The following is a 17031-nucleotide window of genomic DNA, read 5'->3' as shown; positions in this document are numbered from 1 at the left end:
CCCAAGCCCCATAATAAGCCTCCGCCGCATCGCCCGGGGCAGGAACCGGTCCAGTCACGCCATCGCGAGTCTCATCTTGTCGACCGAAACCCCCGTTGCCGTCTCCATCGTCGTTCCCGTGCGCAACGAGGCCGGCAACATCACGCCCCTGATCACCGAGATCGCGGCCGCGCTCGACGGTCTCTGGGCCTATGAGATCATCTACGTCAACGACGGCTCGACCGATGACACCGCGCAACGGCTCGCCGAGGAGATGGCGCGGCGGCCGAACCTGCGCGTGCTGCGCCATGAGAAGTCGTCCGGGCAATCGGCGGCCGTCAGAAGCGGCATCCGCGCGGCCCACGGCGCGATGGTTGCGACGCTGGACGGCGACGGGCAGAACAATCCCGCCTTCCTGCCCGACCTCATCGCTGCGCTCGAAAAGGGCGGGGCGGGTGTCGGCCTCGTCGCAGGCCAGCGCGTCGGTCGCAAGGACACCGGCTTCAAGAAACTGCAATCGCGGCTTGCCAACAAGATCCGCAATGCGGTGCTGCATGACGGCACCCGCGATACCGGCTGCGGCCTCAAGGCGGTCCGCCGCGACGTCTTCCTGATGATGCCGTATTTCGATGGTCTGCACCGCTTCCTTCCCGCCCTGGTGCGGCGTGAGGGCTACGACATCGCCTACATCGACGTGACAGATCGACCCCGGCACTCCGGTGTCTCGAACTACGGGTTCTTCGACCGGCTCTGGATCGGGATCATGGATCTCGCCGGCGTGTGGTGGCTGATCCGCCGCAAGAAGCCGACGCCGGTTGTGATCGAGGTAAAGTAATGCTGATTCAATTCGGGCAGGCGTTCAGCAACTATCTCTACGACATCTTCATCGCCAAATTCGATTTCTGGCTGGTGTTCGGCCTCGCCGCCCAACTGGCCTTCGCCGCGCGCTTCCTTGTGCAGTGGATCGCCAGCGAGCGCGCGGGCAAGAGCGTGGTGCCCCTTGCCTTCTGGTTCTTCTCGATCGGCGGCGGCCTCATGACGCTGATCTATGGTCTCGTCAAGCGCGAGCCGGTCATCATCTTCGGCCAGTTGCTGTCGAACATCATCTACGTCCGCAACGTGATGCTGATCTTCAAGAACCGTCAGCGCGAGTCGCAGACGCTGAGCAATTGACCGGAGCGGGCTTCAGGTTCACAGGGCGGATGTGCCGTCGCCCGTTCGTGGGGCCGTCCTGCGCTCAGCGCGGCAGCGGCTGGGCCGAGGATGGGGGCAGGGTCACGGGCACGGGCACGGTCGTCGCCACGCTGTCAGCCGCCTCGCCGCGGCGCGTCGCAACCTCGCCGGCGGCATCGAGCACGGGATAGGCGACCGAACAGATGTGCGAGTGGATCCGCCTGAGGTCACGCAGCACGTCGAGATGCAGTGAGGTGGTTTCGAGCGTCTCCGAGCGGCCGTCGCGCAGACGTTCGAGGTGCCGCTCGGTCGCGCCGAGCTCGGCGTTGCGGAGCTCGGCTTTCTGATCGAGCAATTGGTGCGCCTGCTGCGCATCGCCGGACATGAAGATGCCGAACGCGACGCGGAGCGCCTCCATGATCTGGCGGTGAAAGGCCTGCAGCTCGTCGGCGCCCTCCGCGGAGAACTGGAACCTGCGCTTGATCTTCTTGGTCGCGAGCTCGCTCAGGTTCTTGTCGATGATGTCGCCGATGTGTTCAAGGTTGATCGCGAAGGAGATGATCTCCATCGCCCGCTTGCCCTCGCGGTCGTCCAGGCTGCCCCGCGTCAGCTTGGTGATGTAAAGCTTGATGGCTTCGTCGAGCCGGTCGACGACATTGTCCGCGCGTGACACCTGATCCACGAGGCCACGGTCGTTGGTCATCATCGCGGTCATGACATTGCGCAACATGGTCTCGACCAGATCGCCCATGCGCAGCGCCTCGCGCGCCGCGTCCGCAAGCGCCAGCGACGGTGTCTCCAGCGCGGTCTCGTCGAGGTAGCGCGGCTTGGCGGGATCGACTTCGGCCGGGCGGTCGGGGAACAGTCTGACGAGCAGCTTCTCGATGCTGCCGAGCAGACCGATGAAAACCAGCGCCGTGCCGAGGTTGAATGCCATGTGAAACTGCGCGGTCAGCTTCGACAGATCCGGCTGCCATTGCTGCAGCTGAGCCGCGAGCGGATGCAGGAAGGGTGCGATCAGCGTGACGCCGATGATGCGGTTGAGGAGATTGCCGACGGGCAGGCGATAGCTCGCGGGATTGTCGCGCCGGGCGCCCTCGAACACCGGGTTGACGGCGCTGCCGAGATTGGCGCCGAGCACCAGTGCCATGGCCGCATCGGCCGTGATGAAATGCGCATAGGCCAGCGACATCACCAGCAGCACGCTCGCGACGCTGGAATGCACGATCCAGGTGACGGCGGCGCCGAAGATGATGCACAGCGTGACGTCGGCGGTGATCGCCTGCATGAACACGCGCATCGCCGGCGCCTCCTCGGCCGGCGCGAGCGTGTCGATCAGGATATGGAGCGACAGCAGCATCAGGCCGAGGCCGATCGACACCCGGCCGAGATCCTTGATGCGCGATCGCGGCCCGCTGCGGAACGCCACCAGGCCGAGCACGAACAGGATCGGCGCGACGGCCGCGACGTTGAACGACAGCACCTGGACGATCAGCGTGGTGCCGATATTGGCGCCCAGCATGATCGCCATCGCGGGGATCAGGCCGACGAGGCCTTCCGCAGCAAAGGAGGTGGTGATGAGCGCCGTTGCCGTGCTGCTCTGGAGCAGCGCGGTGAGGCCGAGTCCGGCCGCGAGGGCGCTGAAACGGTTCCGCAGCGCTCGCGACAGCAGCAGCCTGAGATCCGGGCCGAAGGCGCGCAGGATGCCGCTGTGGACCATGTGAAGGCCCCACAGCAGCAGCGCCACGCCACCCATCAGATCGAGCAGAACCATGATTCCCGTTCGTTCCCGCTTGTCTTCAGACCAAGGCTACGCCCAATCGGCCGGGGATCAACGCCAATTTGGCGGCCCCGGTTGCCCGATCGCGCGGCGCTCCGCCCCTGCGGGCGGCGTGGTCAAGCGGCGTTGAACGCGGCAAAGCCGCGATCGAGATCGGCCTTGAGATCCTCGGTATTCTCGAGACCGATGTGCAGCCGCAGTGTCGGACCGCCGGGTGCCCATGTGGTCGCCGTGCGGTAGCTTGCGCAGTCGAACGGGATCGCCAGGCTCTCGAAGCCGCCCCAGGAATAGCCCATGCCGAACAGCGTGAGCGTGTCGAGCATGGCGTCGACGGCGGCCTGCGCCTTTGGTTGCAGCACGATGCTGAACAGGCCGGAGGCGCCGGTGAAATCGCGCTTCCAGATCGGGTGCCCCGGATGGCTTTCCAGCGCGGGATGCAGCACCTCGATCACCTCGGGACGCGCGGCGAGCCAGCGCGCCATCTCCAGGCCTGACCGGTGATGCTGCGCCAGGCGCACGCCAAGCGTCCGTACGCCGCGCAAGGCCAGGAACACGTCGTCCGGTCCGGCGCAGACGCCGAGCAGGCGGATGCCCTCGGAGATCAGCGGCCACGCCTTCGCATTGGCCGAAATCGTCCCGAACATGATGTCGGAGTGGCCGCCGATATATTTGGTGGCCGCCTGCATGCTGATGTCGACGCCCTGGTCGAGCGAGCGGTGGTAGAGCGGTGTCGCCCAGGTGTTGTCGTCGATGACCAGCGCGCCGTGCGCATGCGCAACCGCGGCGATGGCGGGGATGTCCGGCATTTCGAAGGACTGCGAGCCCGGCGCCTCGACAACCACCGCGCGTGTATTCGGTTTGAGCAGTTGCTCAATTCCTGTGCCGATCAAAGGGTCGAAATAGGTCGTCTCGACGCCATAGCGTGCCAGCATGCCGTTGCAGAAATTTCGGGTCGGACGATAGATGCTATCGCACACCAGAACGTGGTCGCCGGCCTTGAGCACCGACAGCAGGGTGGTCGAGATGGCGCCGAGGCCCGACGGCGCGATGCCGACGCCGGCGCATTGCGGTCCCTCGAGCGCCATCAGCACTTGCTGCAGCGCCTTCGTGGTCGGGGTGCCGTGGCGGCCGTACTGGAATTCGCCGCGGTGTGCATGCAGATCTTCAGCCGTTGGATACAGGACCGTTGAACCATGAACGACAGGAGGATTCACGAATCCGTGCTGCGCCTTCGTGTCCCGCCCCGCCGTGACCAGCCATGTCTCGACGTTTTGTCGCACCGCCGCAGCGGGGTCGTTCGATGATGCCATTCGCGTGTCTTTTCTCTTTAAACCTGTCGGGATAGCTGGAAATCAGGCCGCACTGCGGTCGTTAATAACAGAATGCAGAACAGGCCCGTCAACCCCTTGACCCGGGCCGCCAGTCGTTCTGTGATGCCGGCGCAATTCGATCGCTGCACGTTGAGGGGCTTGCCGCGATTTCCGCTTCATCTCGCATGCACGGCTCCGTCGTGCATGGCGCGCGCCATATTCTTGGTATGGCGTTTGCAGAGGCGGATTCAGGTCGGCCCCTCCTACGCGCTGAGATTCATCGCTCCCAAGGACGACCCGCGAAAGGCTGTATTTATGAAACGCGTCACTCTGGCTCTTACTCTTGCTCTCGCCCCGGTGCTGGCGAGCGTCGGCGCCCAGGCCGAAACGCTCAAGACCGTCAAGGATCGCGGCATGCTCGCCTGCGGCGTCAGCCAGGGCCTTCCTGGCTTCTCGGCGCCCGACGACAAGGGCAACTGGACCGGGCTCGACGTCGACGTTTGCCGCGCCATTGCCGCCGCGATCTTCAACGATCCGACCAAGATCAAGTTCGTTCCACTGTCCGCCAAGGATCGCTTTACTGCACTGCAGTCGGGCGAGATCGACGTGCTGTCGCGCAACACCACCTGGACCCTGTCGCGTGACACCTCGCTGGGCGCCAATTTCGCCGGCGTGACCTATTACGACGGCCAGGGCTTCATGGTGAAGAAGGCCCTGAAGGTCAATTCGGCGCTCGAGCTCAACAGCGCCTCGATCTGCGTGCAGACCGGCACGACGACTGAGCAGAACCTCGCCGACTACTTCAAGGCCAACAAGATGAAGTACGAGGTGATCGCATTCGCCGGCCAAGACGAGACCATCAAGGCGTACGAATCTGGCCGTTGCGACGTCTTCACGACCGACGTTTCCGGCCTCTACGCCGAGCGGCTGAAGCTCGCCAATCCGGCCGATCACGTGGTGCTGCCGGAAGTGATCTCGAAGGAGCCGTTGGGCCCGATGGTCCGCCATGGCGACGACCAGTGGTTCGACATCGTCAAGTGGACCTTGTTCGGGCTGGTGACGGCCGAGGAACTCGGCGTGACGCAGGCGAACGTCGATGAAATGGCCAAGTCGGACAAGCCGGAGTTCAAGCGCGCCTTCGGCACCGACGGCAATCTCGGCGAGCAGCTCGGCCTCACCAAGGACTGGTTCTACCGGATCGTGAAAGCGGTCGGAAACTACGGCGAGATGTATGACCGCAACGTCGGCGCCGGCTCCAAGCTGCAGATCGCGCGCGGTCTGAACCAGCTCTGGAACAAGGGCGGCCTGCAATACGCGCCGCCGATCCGCTGATCACTGCACGATAGCGGGGCTGCGGCGAATGAGCATCGAAGCAAGGTTACCGCCTACGCAATATGGGCTTCGGCTGAAGCGTATGCTGGGTGGCAAGGCAGGATGGAACGGCATCATCCTCCAGATCCTGTTCGTCGCAGTGCTGGTGTGGGTTGGCTACGAGATCGTGGCCAACGCACGCAGCAACCTCGCCACCCAGCGGATCACGTCGGGCTTCGGCTTTCTCAACAATACGGCCGGCTTCGACGTCAACCAGACCCTGATCAGCTACTCCGGCTCCGACAGCTACAGCCGCGTGCTGATCGTCGGCGTGCTGAACACGCTGCTGGTCTCCGTCATCGGTATCGTGCTGGCGACCATCCTTGGCTTTCTGGTTGCGCTTGGCCGCTTGTCACCGAACGTATTGCTCTCGCGGGTCTCCGGCGCCTATGTCGAGCTGATCCGGAACCTGCCTCTCCTGTTCCAGATCCTGTTCTGGTATCTCGCGGTGTTGGCGGCTCTGCCCGGACCGCGGCAGAGCATCTCTCTTTTCTCGACCTTCTTTCTCAACAACCGCGGCTTCATCGTTCCGCGCCCGATCGAGGAGCCCGGCTTCACGCCGTTCGCGATCGTGCTCGGTGTGGCGATTGTGGTCTCGATCGGTCTGCACTATTACGCGCGGCGTGAGCTGTTCCTGCGCGGCCATGTGATCCGGATTTGGCCCTACGTGCTGGGGCTGCTGATCGGCCTGCCGCTAATTGCAATGCTCGTGTTCGGCGTGCCGATTTCGTTCGAGGTGCCGGCGCTCAAGGGATTCAACTTCGCCGGCGGCTCCCGCATCATTCCAGAGCTCGTTGCGCTGACCCTGGCGCTCACCATGTACACGGCGTCGTTCATCGCCGAGGTGGTACGGGCGGGAATCCTCTCGGTCCACAAGGGACAGATGGAAGCGGGGCTCTCGCTTGGACTGAGCCGCGGCACCGTGCTGCGCCTGATCGTCGTGCCACAGGCGCTCCGCGTCATCCTGCCGCCGCTGACGAACCAGTATTTGAACCTGACCAAGAATTCCTCGCTCGCGGTCGCTATCGGTTATCCCGATCTCGTGTCGGTGTTCGCGGGCACGACGATGAGCCAGACGGGGCAGGCCATCGAGATCATCGGAATCACGATGGGCGTCTATCTGGCGCTGTCGCTGATTACGAGCGCGATGATGAGCTTCTATAGCTGGCGGCTTGGGAAGAGACTTGGCGCATGACCGACATCACGGCCTCAACCTTCATCCGTCAGGACATGGCTGGAGAACGCCCGGCGCCCATCAAGACGACCGGTTTCGTCGGCTTCGTCCGCACGAGGCTGTTGAACTCGCCGACCAATATCCTGCTCACCCTGGTGAGCGCACTGTTGATCTGGTTCACCGTGATTCCGGCGGTCAAGTTCCTGCTGGTCGACGCGGTGTGGGTCGGCAAGGACCGCGATGCATGCCTGGCGCAGAACGCCGGCCATCCGGTCGGCGCCTGTTGGCCCTACATTTCGGCGAAGTTCAGCCAGTTCATGTACGGCTTCTACCCGGAGGCCGACCGCTGGCGCGTCAATCTGACCTATGTGCTGGCGGTGGTGCTGCTCGTGCCGCTGCTGATTCCGCGCCTGCCGGCCAAAGGCCTTAATGCGGGTCTGTTCTTCTTCGCGCTGCCGATGGTCGCGTTCTTCCTGCTCTATGGCGGTGGGCTGGAGGGCTTCGGCGTGAGCTGGGCCACAGGCACCCTCCAGCTGTTCGTCGAGAGCATCGATACGGCCGGCAACGCGCTGGTGCGCGCCGGCGATAACGTGCCGGTGGTCGGCATGCTGCTGTGGCTGCTCGGCAAGCTGGTCGTGCTGATCGGAACGCTCGCATCGCTCGTGATCTGGCCGCTGGTCTGGATCCGCAATGAACTGCAGCAATCTCACCAGCCCGTGTGGAATGATCTCGCGCTCTCCGCGATCATTGTCACCGCGCTGGTGTTCATCATCGGCGGCGGGAGCAGGGCGCTGCGCAGCGTCATCGCCACGGCCGCGACCTTCGCCGGCATCGCCATCGTCATTGCGATCATGGGCCTCGATCGCGGCGGCCTTCCCATCGTCGACACAAGGCTGTGGGGCGGCATGCTGGTGACGCTGGTCGTTTCGGTGATCGGCATCGTCGCGTCGATGCCGATCGGCATTGCGCTTGCACTCGGCCGCCGCTCGACCATTCCACTGATCCGCGTCTTTTCGATCGCCTTCATCGAGCTGGTGCGCGGCGTGCCGCTGATCACCGTGCTGTTCTTCGCCACCTACATGCTGCCGCTGTTCCTGCCTGGCAATGTCAGGGTCGACGGCCTGGTACGGGCGCTGATCGGCGTTGCGCTGTTCTCCGGCGCCTACATGGCCGAGGTGATCCGCGGCGGCCTGCAGGCCATTCCGCGCGGCCAGGCGGAGGCGTCGAGCGCGCTCGGCCTGTCCTGGTGGAAGACGACGAGCTTCATCGTGCTGCCGCAGGCGCTGCGCCACGTCATCCCCGGTATCGTCAACAGCTTCATCTCGCTGTTCAAGGATACCTCGCTGGTCTCGATCGTGGCGCTGTTCGACTTGCTCGGCAGCCTCAAGGCTTCGTTGGCCGATCCGGTCTGGGCGACACCGACCACGGCTTTCACCGGCTTTGCCTTCACAGGAATGATCTACTTCGCCTTCTGTTTCGGCATGTCACGCTACTCCATGCTGGTCGAGCGCCGCCTCAACGCGCACCGGCGCCATTGACCCAGAGATCGTCGAGAGATCCATGACTGCAAATTCGATCGTCAGCATTTCCGCCCTCAACAAATGGTACGGCGAATTCCACGTCCTGCGCGACATCAACCTCTCCGTCGGAAAGGGTGAGCGCATCGTGATCTGCGGGCCCTCGGGCTCGGGCAAGTCGACCTTGATCCGCTGCATCAACGCGCTGGAGGAATTCCAGGAGGGCGAGATCAATGTCGACGGCATCGATCTGGGTCCGAATCTCAAGCGGGTGGACGAAGTCCGCCGTGAGGTCGGCATGGTGTTCCAGAGCTTCAACCTGTTTCCGCATCTGACCGTGCTGGAGAACTGCACCCTGGCTCCGATCTGGGTGCGCAACATCCCGCAGAAGGAAGCCGAGGCGACTGCGATGAAGTTCCTGGAGCGGGTCAAGATCCCGCATCAGGCGCAGAAATATCCGGGCCAGATGTCGGGCGGTCAGCAGCAGCGCGTTGCCATCGCGCGCGCGTTGGCGATGAACCCGAAGGTCATGCTGTTCGACGAGCCGACCTCGGCGCTCGATCCCGAGATGGTGAAGGAGGTGCTCGACACCATGGTCGATCTCGCCAAGGAGGGCATGACCATGCTGGTCGTGACCCACGAGATGGGCTTTGCACGCGAGGTCGCCAACCGCGTCGTGTTCATGGACGCCGGCCAGATCATCGAATCGAACACTCCGCAGGAATTCTTCGCCAACCCGCAGCATGCGCGCAGCAAGCTGTTCCTGAGCCAGATCCTGCGGCATTGATGAGGAAGCGAATCGGGACTTGCGAATAGCGAATAGGGCGAGAAATTCTACTCGCTACTCGCTACTCGCTACTCGCTACTCGCCCTCAAACGAAAGGCGGCTTGATCCCGCTGCGCCGCTCCAGCCAGGCCGGCACCGGCAGGTTCTTCGAACGCATGAACTCCGGATTGTACAGCTTCGACTGATAGCGCGCACCGGAGTCGCACAGGATGGTCACGATGGTGTGGCCGGGGCCGAGCTTCCTGGCGAGTTGCACCGCGCCAGCGACGTTGACGCCGGTCGAGCCGCCCAGGCACAGGCCTTCATGCTGCACGAGGTCGTAGATCGTGTTGACGGCGTCCTCGTCGGACACCAGGAACGCGTCGTCGACCTTGGCGGTCTCGATCACGGGCGTCACACGACCGATGCCGATGCCTTCGGTGATGGAATCGCCGGGCGTCGATTTGACGACCCCGTTCTTGAACCATTCGTACATCGCGAAGCCGTGCGGGTCGGCACAGGCGGTGACAATGTCCTTGTTCCTGTCCTTCAAATAGCGGCTCGTGCCGGCGATCGTGCCGCCGGTGCCGACCGCGCAGATGAAGCCGTCGACCTTGCCGTCGGTCTGCTCCCAGATCTCGGGTCCCGTGGACTCATAATGCGCCTTGGCGTTGTCGAGGTTGTTCCACTGGTCGGCGAACAGCACGCCGTTGGGCTCGGTCATGCGCAGTTCGTCGGCGAGCCTGCGGCCGACGTGCTGATAGTTGTTGGGATTGCTGAACGGCAACGCCGGCACCTCGACCAGCTCCGCGCCGCACAGCCGCAGCATGTCCTTCTTTTCCTGGCTCTGCGTCTCCGGAATCACGATCAGCGTGCGATAGCCACGCGCGCTGGCGACCACGGCCAGACCGATGCCGGTGTTGCCGGCCGTGGCCTCCACCACGAGGCCGCCGGGCTTGAGATCGCCACGCCTCTCGGCCTCCAGGATCATCCACTTGCCGGCGCGGTCCTTGACCGACTGGCCCGGGTTCATGAACTCGGCCTTGCCGAGAATGGTGCAGCCCGTCGCCTCCGAGGCGCGCTTGAGCTTGATCAGCGGTGTGTTGCCGATCGCCGCGACGACGTCGTTATGAATGGTCATTTTGCAGATACCGTAGGAGTTTCCTCGAGCACACTTAAGAGGACCCTAGCCTGATATCCAGGGGAGCGTAAGCCGGCTGGATCAGCCCCCCGATTTCGCAAAGACGACCTGGCGAACATCGATATTCCCGGAGAGGAAACCTGCTTCGCAGTAGGACAGATAATATTCCCAGAGCCGCCTGAAGCGCTCGTCGAATCCGGAGGGCGTGAGGTCCGGCCAAGCCTCTCGGAAGTTATTTCGCCAGATCGCAAGCGTCCTGGCATAATCTTCCCCGAAGATCCGCTCGCGGATGACGGGTATGCCAAAGCGGTCGCCGAGCGACTTCAGAATCTGCGGTGTCGGCAACATGCCGCCGGGAAAGACGTAGCGCTGGATGAAGTCGACCTCGCGGCGGTAGTGCTGGAACAGGCTGTCCTGGATGGTGATTGCCTGGACACCGGCCAGTCCGCCCGGCAGCAGGCGGTCTCGCAGTTGCGAGAAATATTTTGGCCAGAATTGTTCGCCGACCGCCTCGATCATCTCGATCGAGGCGATGCGATCGTAGTGGTCACGCTCGTCCCGGTAATCCTGCAGGCGGATTTCGACCTTCTCGGCGAGCCCGGCCTCCTGGATGCGGCGCTGCGCGAAGTCGCGCTGCTGTTGACTGATCGTCAACCCAACGACCTTGGCGCCGAACGTCTTGGCGGCATATTCGGCAAAGCCGCCCCAGCCGCAGCCGATCTCGAGCAGCTTCTGCCCGGGCTTGAGATCGATCGCCTCGGCCAGCCGCTTGTACTTGTTGGTCTGCGCGGCAGTGAGGTCGGTGGTGTGCTCCTCGAACAAGGCCGAGGAATAGGTCATGCTCGGATCCAGCCAGGCCGAGTAAAACGAATTCCCGATGTCGTAATGGGCATAGATGTTGCGCTTCGCCTGACGCTTGGTGTTGCGGTTCAACCAGTGCCGGACCAGCTGGGCAAACCGGATCAGCGGCTTGTCTTCCAGCATCGACTGCAGCAGGTGCTGGTTGACGCAGAACAGATAGAGAAACTGCGTCAGGTCCGGCGTATCCCAGTCGCCGTTCAGATAGGCCTCGGCGATGCCGATGTCGCCGCCATTGAGAAGACGCGATGCGAAGCCGTAATTGGCCAGGATCATTGCGGCGGCCGGCCCGGGCTCAACGCCGCCGAGCCGGATCACCCGTCCGTCCGGCAGGGTCACGTCGAGCGTGCCTTTTCGCAACCGCGAGCCGAAGCCGAGGGCAAGGCGGGGCAGGCGGGGAAGATCGGCAAGCACCTTGTCGATGGTATCAGGGGTGACTGGGATGACGTCCGGCATGGCAGGTCCACTCACGCAAACGGCTCCAGCCCACGTCCCCGTCGGCTGGCCGGTGCGGCACCTGTGCGGGCAGGGATCACGGACGCAGAGCGAGCCGGCCGTTTCCGGTCAGCGTCGTGACATATAAGCGTGGCTGCCGTTCCCCGCCAAGCCGGTATTGGTTCCAGGGCTTGCACTGATTTCGCCACGCGGGACGAGGCGGACGCCTTTGGCCCACAGCCGCAGTGCCTCCCAATGGATCGCGGCGAAGATTTTGACAGTCACCAGCGGGAGCGAGACGAAGGCTGCGAGCAGGGAGCCAGACGTCAGCCCGCGACGGCGGCCAGAGAAGGTTGCAGCGAGCAGGGGCCCGTCGGAGCCAGTTTCCAGAATCCGCAACTTGACCTTGTCGCCCGGCGGCATGACCCGGAAATGGTAGCGCATCGCCATGTCGATGAACGGCGAGACGTAGAAGGTCTTGTCCTGCGTCTGGCGCAGCCCTGCCGCGGACAGCTCATTGGATCTGACCGGCAGCACATAGGGCTTGATCTCGCCGAAGGTGTTGCGGACCTCGTAGATCATCAGCGCCAGGGTGCCGTCGCTGCGATAGCAGAAATAGACCGACAGCGGATTGAACACGTAGCCGAGCAGCCGCGGATAGCACAGCAACAGCACGCGGCCGCCGAGATCGATCCCCTGATCCGCCGCGCAGGTCTGCGCATAGGCCAGCAGCGACGAGCCGTCTCGCGGACCGTGGTCGGCCTCGTGGAAGCTGTAGAGCGCTCGCCGATTAACCCCGAACAGCGAGGCCTGCCGGTCCGCCTGGTCGAGCCGGCCGAGATCGATCAGCAGGCTCATCACGCGATACCGGAAGCGGTGCGTGGTCGGCCGCATGCGGGCATGCATGACCTCTCCGACATAGAGCGCGGCCGCTTCCGTTCGGTCATCCTGTCCCGAGTGATCCATGTCCATATCGCGCCTATTCCGCAGCCTCGGCGAGCTCGGTGGGAAACCCGCGCCATGGCACGCTCGCGCCGAGCGCCTCCGCCACGGCGAGACCCGAGCGCAGCCCGTCCTCATGGAAGCCGTAGCCGGTCCAGGCCCCGCAGAACCAAGTATGGCGCTGCCCCTGAATCGCTGCCAGACGCTTCTGCGCCGCAAAGGCGGCAGCCGTATATTGTGGGTGCTCACAGATATATTTGCCAAAGGTCAGCTCCGGGGCCGGAGCGAAGGGGGGGTTGAGGCTGACGAACAGCGGCTTGGCGTCGTCGATGTCCTGCAGGTTGTTCATCCAATAGGTGACGGCGACGTCGTTCATGGGAACGCCCTCACGCTGCCAGCGCAGGAAATTCCACGAGGCCCAGGCGCGGCGGCGCCTCGGCATCAGCCTGCTGTCACGGTGCAGATATATCGTGTTGGGCGAATATTTGATCGCACCGAGGATGCCGCGCTCCCGATCGTCCGCGTCGGTGAGCATCGACAAGGCCTGGTCGCTGTGTGCGGCAATCACCACGTGATCATAGGTGTCCCGACGCCCGCTGCTGTCTTGAACGACGACGCCGTGGGCGGTGCGTTCGATGCTGGTCACGGCGCTGCCGAGCCTGATCTGGTTGCGGAAGCTCGACGTCAGTTTCTCCACATAGCGCCGGCTGCCGCCCTTGACGGTGCGCCAGACCGGACGGTCATATTGCAGCAACCTGTGGTTGCTGAAGAACGCAACGAAGTTCTCGGCCGGAAAGTCCAGCATCTCGGACGCCGGGGCTGACCAGATCGCGGCCCCCATCGGCGCCAGATAGTCGGTGAGCAGTCGCGGAGCGAAATGGTTGCGCCGGAAATAATCCCCGAGCATAAGGCCATGCAGGCGGCCGGCCTTGAAGTCGGCTGTACTCTGCTCGTTGAAAGTCAGGATGTCCCTGAGCATCCAGAGATAGGATGTCGACAGCAGGTTGCTCGGCTGCGCGAACAGCCCCTTGGCGGTGTCGAGCCAGGTGTTTCCGCCACCTTTCCATTCGAAGCGGCCGGCATCCGCGGTGACGGCAAAGCTCATGCTGCTGTCGACCGTCTCGACCCCCAGATGGTCGAACAAGGCGGTGAGCTCAGGATAATTCAGCTCGTTGTAGACGATGAAGCCGATGTCGACCGAGACCGGAGCGCCGTCATAGTCGATCGTCACGGTATGGCTGTGGCCGCCCGGACGGAGATCGCGCTCGTAGACGGTGATCGGATAACGTTTCGCCAAGGACCAGGCCGCGGCGTTACCCGCAATACCCGTTCCGACCACCGCAACTCGCATGAATGCCCCCTGAAGTTCACGTGCAAGTTACGGAGTCCCCGCCAAAGGGTTTCACGGGCGCGCTCGCCGCGTCACACCCCGGCCAAAACGGCATTCGACAGATGAAATCTTGGTAAGGCGGCAGCCGGGGGCCCGTGGCTCTGCCTTCACGAAACTCCGCTGATTTACGGGAGATTCGTCGATTCGGTGGACTTTATCGGCACCATCGCTGCTGGGGCGACGGGGGGCTGCAGGGCTGTCCGCCGCCGTGGGCTGCGGCTAGAATGATTCCCAAGACTACAGGGAAGCATCACGCCAGTGTCCATCGTGCCGATCGCCGTCGACGAGCCTTGCCGCGCGTCCGCTGACCCGCGGATCGTCGCCGGGATGCGGGAGCGCCGTGTGCCGGCTACCCTGCGGCGATTTGTCCACTGGCTGGCGGCGATCGGATTGGCGGCGAACTCGGCCGGCTGCCTGCTGACCCAGGATATTCCCGATCCGGCCCTCGACTTGCCCCAGCGCTACAAGGCGGCGTCCGGTTCCGATATGGCGGCGCCGCCGCCGCTGGATTGGTGGCGCGGCTTCGGATCACGCGAGCTAACCCAGCTGATGGAGGAGGCGCAGAGCGTCAACCTCGACATTGCCGCTGCTGTGGCAAGGTTCCGGCAGGCCGATGCGCTGGCGCGGCAGGCCGGCGCGGCGCTGCTGCCAAGCCTGTCGAGCACGGGGCAGGAGACCTATTCGCGCACGTCCGGGTCGAGCTCCAGCGGGCTCACCAATGGCGGCCGCGAGGTCGTCAATTACCAAGCCTCGCTCTCTGCGAGCTACCAGCTCGACTTCTTCGGCCAGAATCGCGACGCGCTGCAGGCGGCCGAGGAAACCGCGGTAGCCAACCGCTTCGACCGCGACGTCACGCAGTTGACGACGCTCGCCACCGTCGCCAATGCCTATTTCCAGGTGCTGGCCGCGCAGGATCGGATTCGGACGGCTGAGCGCAACATCGCCAGCGCCACGCGTGTGCTCGATGCCATCCGCGAGCGGCAGAAGGCTGGCACCGGCAATGATCTCGACGTCGCGCAGCAGGAGAGCGTGCTCGCCAATCAGAAGGCGGCGGTGCCGCCGCTGCGCCAGACGCTCGATCAGAACGTCAATGCCCTGGCCGTGCTGGTCGCGCGATCGCCCGAAGGCATTCGGGTCATTGGCGGCTCGCTCGATCAGATCAGGACTCCGCGGGTCACGCCTGGTCTGCCGTCGGAGATCCTGACGCAGCGTCCGGACATCCGCCGGCAGGAGGCCCAATTGGCATCGGCAACGGCCAATGTCGGCAGCGCGCGGGCGCAGTTCTTTCCGAGCATCCAGCTCACGGGCAACGGCGGCTACCAGAGCGCGGCACTGGTGTCGCTGTTTCAGCCGCATGCGGCGTTCTTCAGCCTCGCCGGCAGCCTGACCCAGCCGATCTTCGACGGCGGCCGGATTCTGGGCAACTTCGAGAACGCCAAGGCGCGGCAGGATGAACTGCTGCAGACCTACCGCAAGACCGTGATCCAGGCCTTCACCGACGTCGACAATGCGCTGTTCTCGATCAAGCAGACCACGATCCGACTGCAATTGCAGCGCCAGGTCGTCGCCGCCTCGCGGCGTGCGTTCGAATTGTCAGAGCAGCAGTTGCGCGCGGGAACTGCCGACATCGTGACCGTCTTGAATACGCAATTGACGCTGTTCCAGGCCGAGGACGCGCTATCGCAGGCGCAACTGGCGCGCCTGCAGGCGTTTGTGAGCCTCTACCAGGCGCTCGGCGGCGGCTGGGAGCCGCGCATGGAGAAGTCGGCCGATGCTCTTTAAACCGGACGAGAAGGGAGCAGCGGCAGTGAAGCGCGCGCGGTCCAGCGTGGCACGGCGACTGGTGTCGATCGCGATCACGCTGCTGATCCTCGGCGGCCTCGGCTATATCGGCTGGTCGGCGATGCAGCAGAAGCAGCAGGCCAATAACCGCTTCGCGCGGCCCGACCTTCCCGTTCCGGTCCTGGCTGCCTCGCCTGCCATCAAGGACGTGCCGGTCTATCTCGACGGCGTCGGCGCGGTGCGCGCGCTGAACACGGTCACGGTGCGCTCGCAGGTCGACGGCAAGCTGATCGCGGTCAATTTCGTCGAAGGGCAGGACGTCAAGAAGGGCGACGTGCTCGCGGAGATCGATCCGGCGATCTATCAGGCGCAGTACGATCAGGCCGTTGCCAAGAAGGCGCAGGACGAGGCGCAACTCGCCAACCAGAAGCTCGACCTCGCCCGCTACGAGCAGCTCGCCGCCAGCAATGCCGGCTCCAAGCAGCAGGCCGACACGCAGCGCGCGGTGGTGGCGCAGCAGCAGGCGCTGATCAAGGCGGATCAGGCCGCGATCGACAATGCGGCGACGACCTTGAGCTACACCAAGATCGTGGCGCCGCTCTCCGGCCGCGCCGGCCTGCGCCAGGTCGACCAGGGCAACATCGTTCATGCCTCTGACGCGACCGGCCTCGTCGTCATCACGCAGCTGCAGCCGATTGCGGTTCAGTTCAGCCTGCCCCAGCAGCAGATCATGCGCGTCAATGCGGCCGCCGCCAAGGGACCGCTCGCCGTCGACGTGTTCGGCAATGACGGCGTCACCGTCATTGACACCGGCACGTTGCGGGGCATCGACAACCAGGTCGATCAGACGACGGGCACGCTGAAGCTGAAAGCAGAATTCCCCAACGGCAGATTTCAGCTCTGGCCGGGACAGTTCGTCAATGTCCGCCTCAAGGTCGAGACCCTGTCGCAGGCGATCACGGTGCCGACGTCGGCCGTGCAGCGCGGGCCGGCAGGTACGTTCAGCTACGTGATCGGCGAGGGCGACATCGTCTCTGCGCATCCGGTGGCGGTCGTGCAGCAGAATGAGAGCGAGGCCGTGATCGCGAGCGGCTTGAGCCCCTCGGACCGTGTGGTGACGACAGGCTTTGCCAACCTCGCCGAGGGCGTCAAAGTGGTGGTCGGGCGCGCCGAGCAGACGCCGCAGGCCGATCTGGCGCCACGCAAACGCGGCCGCAATCCGCAAGCAAAGGATCAAGGCAAGGACCAGGCCAAGGAGGGCGGAGCTCCGCCTGACGGCGCGCCGAAGGACGGCGAGCTGCGTCGCAGGCCTCAGGCCGCGGGCCAGACCGATGCCGGTGCAGCGCCCCAGGGAGGGAGTGAAGCAGGTCGCGGCGCGAAGGCGCAGCCATGACGCGACCGCAAGAGTGACGA

Annotated in this window: 14 protein-coding genes; 8 read left to right on the top strand and 6 right to left on the bottom strand. The window is 64.3% G+C overall.

The annotated features are described in order from the left end of the window. The first annotated feature begins 76 nt into the window (after positions 1–76). Entirely contained in the window at positions 77–814 is a 738-nt protein-coding gene (locus tag QX073_RS07035; protein WP_315711843.1) for a glycosyltransferase family 2 protein, read from the top strand. Then, on the top strand, positions 814–1152 hold the full coding sequence (locus QX073_RS07030; RefSeq protein ID WP_172109779.1) for a lipid-A-disaccharide synthase N-terminal domain-containing protein: 339 nt from the start codon (positions 814–816) through the stop codon (positions 1150–1152). The genes QX073_RS07035 and QX073_RS07030 overlap by 1 nt, the downstream gene beginning before the upstream one ends. 64 nt (positions 1153–1216) lie before the next feature. Here QX073_RS07030 and QX073_RS07025 read toward each other — a convergent pair whose 3' ends face one another. Together QX073_RS07025 and metC are read right to left on the bottom strand one after the other, a co-directional pair. After that, a complete protein-coding gene (locus QX073_RS07025; RefSeq protein ID WP_316192957.1) occupies positions 1217–2926 on the bottom strand; it encodes a Na/Pi cotransporter family protein in 1710 nt (569 codons plus the stop codon). 122 nt (positions 2927–3048) lie between these two features. Then, a complete protein-coding gene (gene metC / locus QX073_RS07020; protein ID WP_315827578.1) occupies positions 3049–4242 on the bottom strand; it encodes a cystathionine beta-lyase in 1194 nt (397 codons plus the stop codon). 315 nt (positions 4243–4557) lie between these two features. Here metC and QX073_RS07015 point away from each other — a divergent pair, with 315 nt between their 5' ends. Genes QX073_RS07015 through QX073_RS07000 form a run of 4 tightly spaced genes read left to right on the top strand, consistent with a single transcriptional unit; the run spans position 4558 to position 9091 of the window. Further along, positions 4558–5574 carry an amino acid ABC transporter substrate-binding protein gene (locus tag QX073_RS07015; protein ID WP_316203364.1) on the top strand — a complete coding sequence of 339 codons (1017 nt, stop codon included), beginning with the start codon at positions 4558–4560 and terminating at the stop codon, positions 5572–5574. A gap of 28 nt (positions 5575–5602) precedes the next feature. Beyond that, the gene (locus tag QX073_RS07010) at positions 5603–6808 is read left to right on the top strand and encodes an amino acid ABC transporter permease (protein ID WP_315751097.1); all 1206 of its coding nucleotides are present in this window, start codon (positions 5603–5605) and stop codon (positions 6806–6808) included. After that, a complete protein-coding gene (locus QX073_RS07005) occupies positions 6805–8325 on the top strand; it encodes an amino acid ABC transporter permease (protein ID WP_315711848.1) in 1521 nt (506 codons plus the stop codon). Before QX073_RS07010 ends, QX073_RS07005 begins: the two co-directional genes overlap by 4 nt. 22 nt (positions 8326–8347) lie before the next feature. Beyond that, positions 8348–9091: an amino acid ABC transporter ATP-binding protein gene (locus QX073_RS07000; RefSeq protein WP_315711850.1), complete on the top strand. Its 744-nt coding sequence runs from the start codon at positions 8348–8350 to the stop codon at positions 9089–9091. 85 nt (positions 9092–9176) lie between these two features. On the opposite strand, the gene QX073_RS06995 is transcribed toward QX073_RS07000, so the two are convergent. From QX073_RS06995 to QX073_RS06980, 4 genes are all read right to left on the bottom strand, one after another. Then, the gene (locus tag QX073_RS06995) at positions 9177–10211 is read right to left on the bottom strand and encodes a cysteine synthase A (protein WP_315751100.1); all 1035 of its coding nucleotides are present in this window, start codon (positions 10209–10211) and stop codon (positions 9177–9179) included. 81 nt (positions 10212–10292) lie between these two features. Beyond that, positions 10293–11525 (bottom strand): cyclopropane-fatty-acyl-phospholipid synthase family protein, encoded by a 1233-nt coding sequence (locus tag QX073_RS06990; protein ID WP_316203385.1) that lies wholly within the window; start codon positions 11523–11525, stop codon positions 10293–10295. Positions 11526–11633: 108 nt separating this feature from the next. Then, a complete protein-coding gene (locus QX073_RS06985) occupies positions 11634–12476 on the bottom strand; it encodes a DUF1365 domain-containing protein (protein ID WP_316203365.1) in 843 nt (280 codons plus the stop codon). 7 nt (positions 12477–12483) lie between these two features. Next, entirely contained in the window at positions 12484–13797 is a 1314-nt protein-coding gene (locus tag QX073_RS06980) for an NAD(P)/FAD-dependent oxidoreductase (RefSeq protein ID WP_316203366.1), read from the bottom strand. A gap of 366 nt (positions 13798–14163) precedes the next feature. On the opposite strand from QX073_RS06980, the gene QX073_RS06975 reads away from it, so the two are divergent. Continuing rightward, entirely contained in the window at positions 14164–15618 is a 1455-nt protein-coding gene (locus QX073_RS06975; protein ID WP_315712618.1) for an efflux transporter outer membrane subunit, read from the top strand. After that, entirely contained in the window at positions 15608–17011 is a 1404-nt protein-coding gene (locus tag QX073_RS06970; RefSeq protein WP_316170210.1) for an efflux RND transporter periplasmic adaptor subunit, read from the top strand. The genes QX073_RS06975 and QX073_RS06970 overlap by 11 nt, the downstream gene beginning before the upstream one ends. Positions 17012–17031: the final 20 nt, after the last annotated feature.

The organism is Bradyrhizobium sp. SZCCHNS3052 (genome assembly GCF_032484495.1).
GTDB lineage: Bacteria > Pseudomonadota > Alphaproteobacteria > Rhizobiales > Xanthobacteraceae > Bradyrhizobium.
The sequence above is the reverse complement of the archived record's forward strand: the minus strand, read 5'-3'. Positions and strand labels throughout refer to the sequence as shown.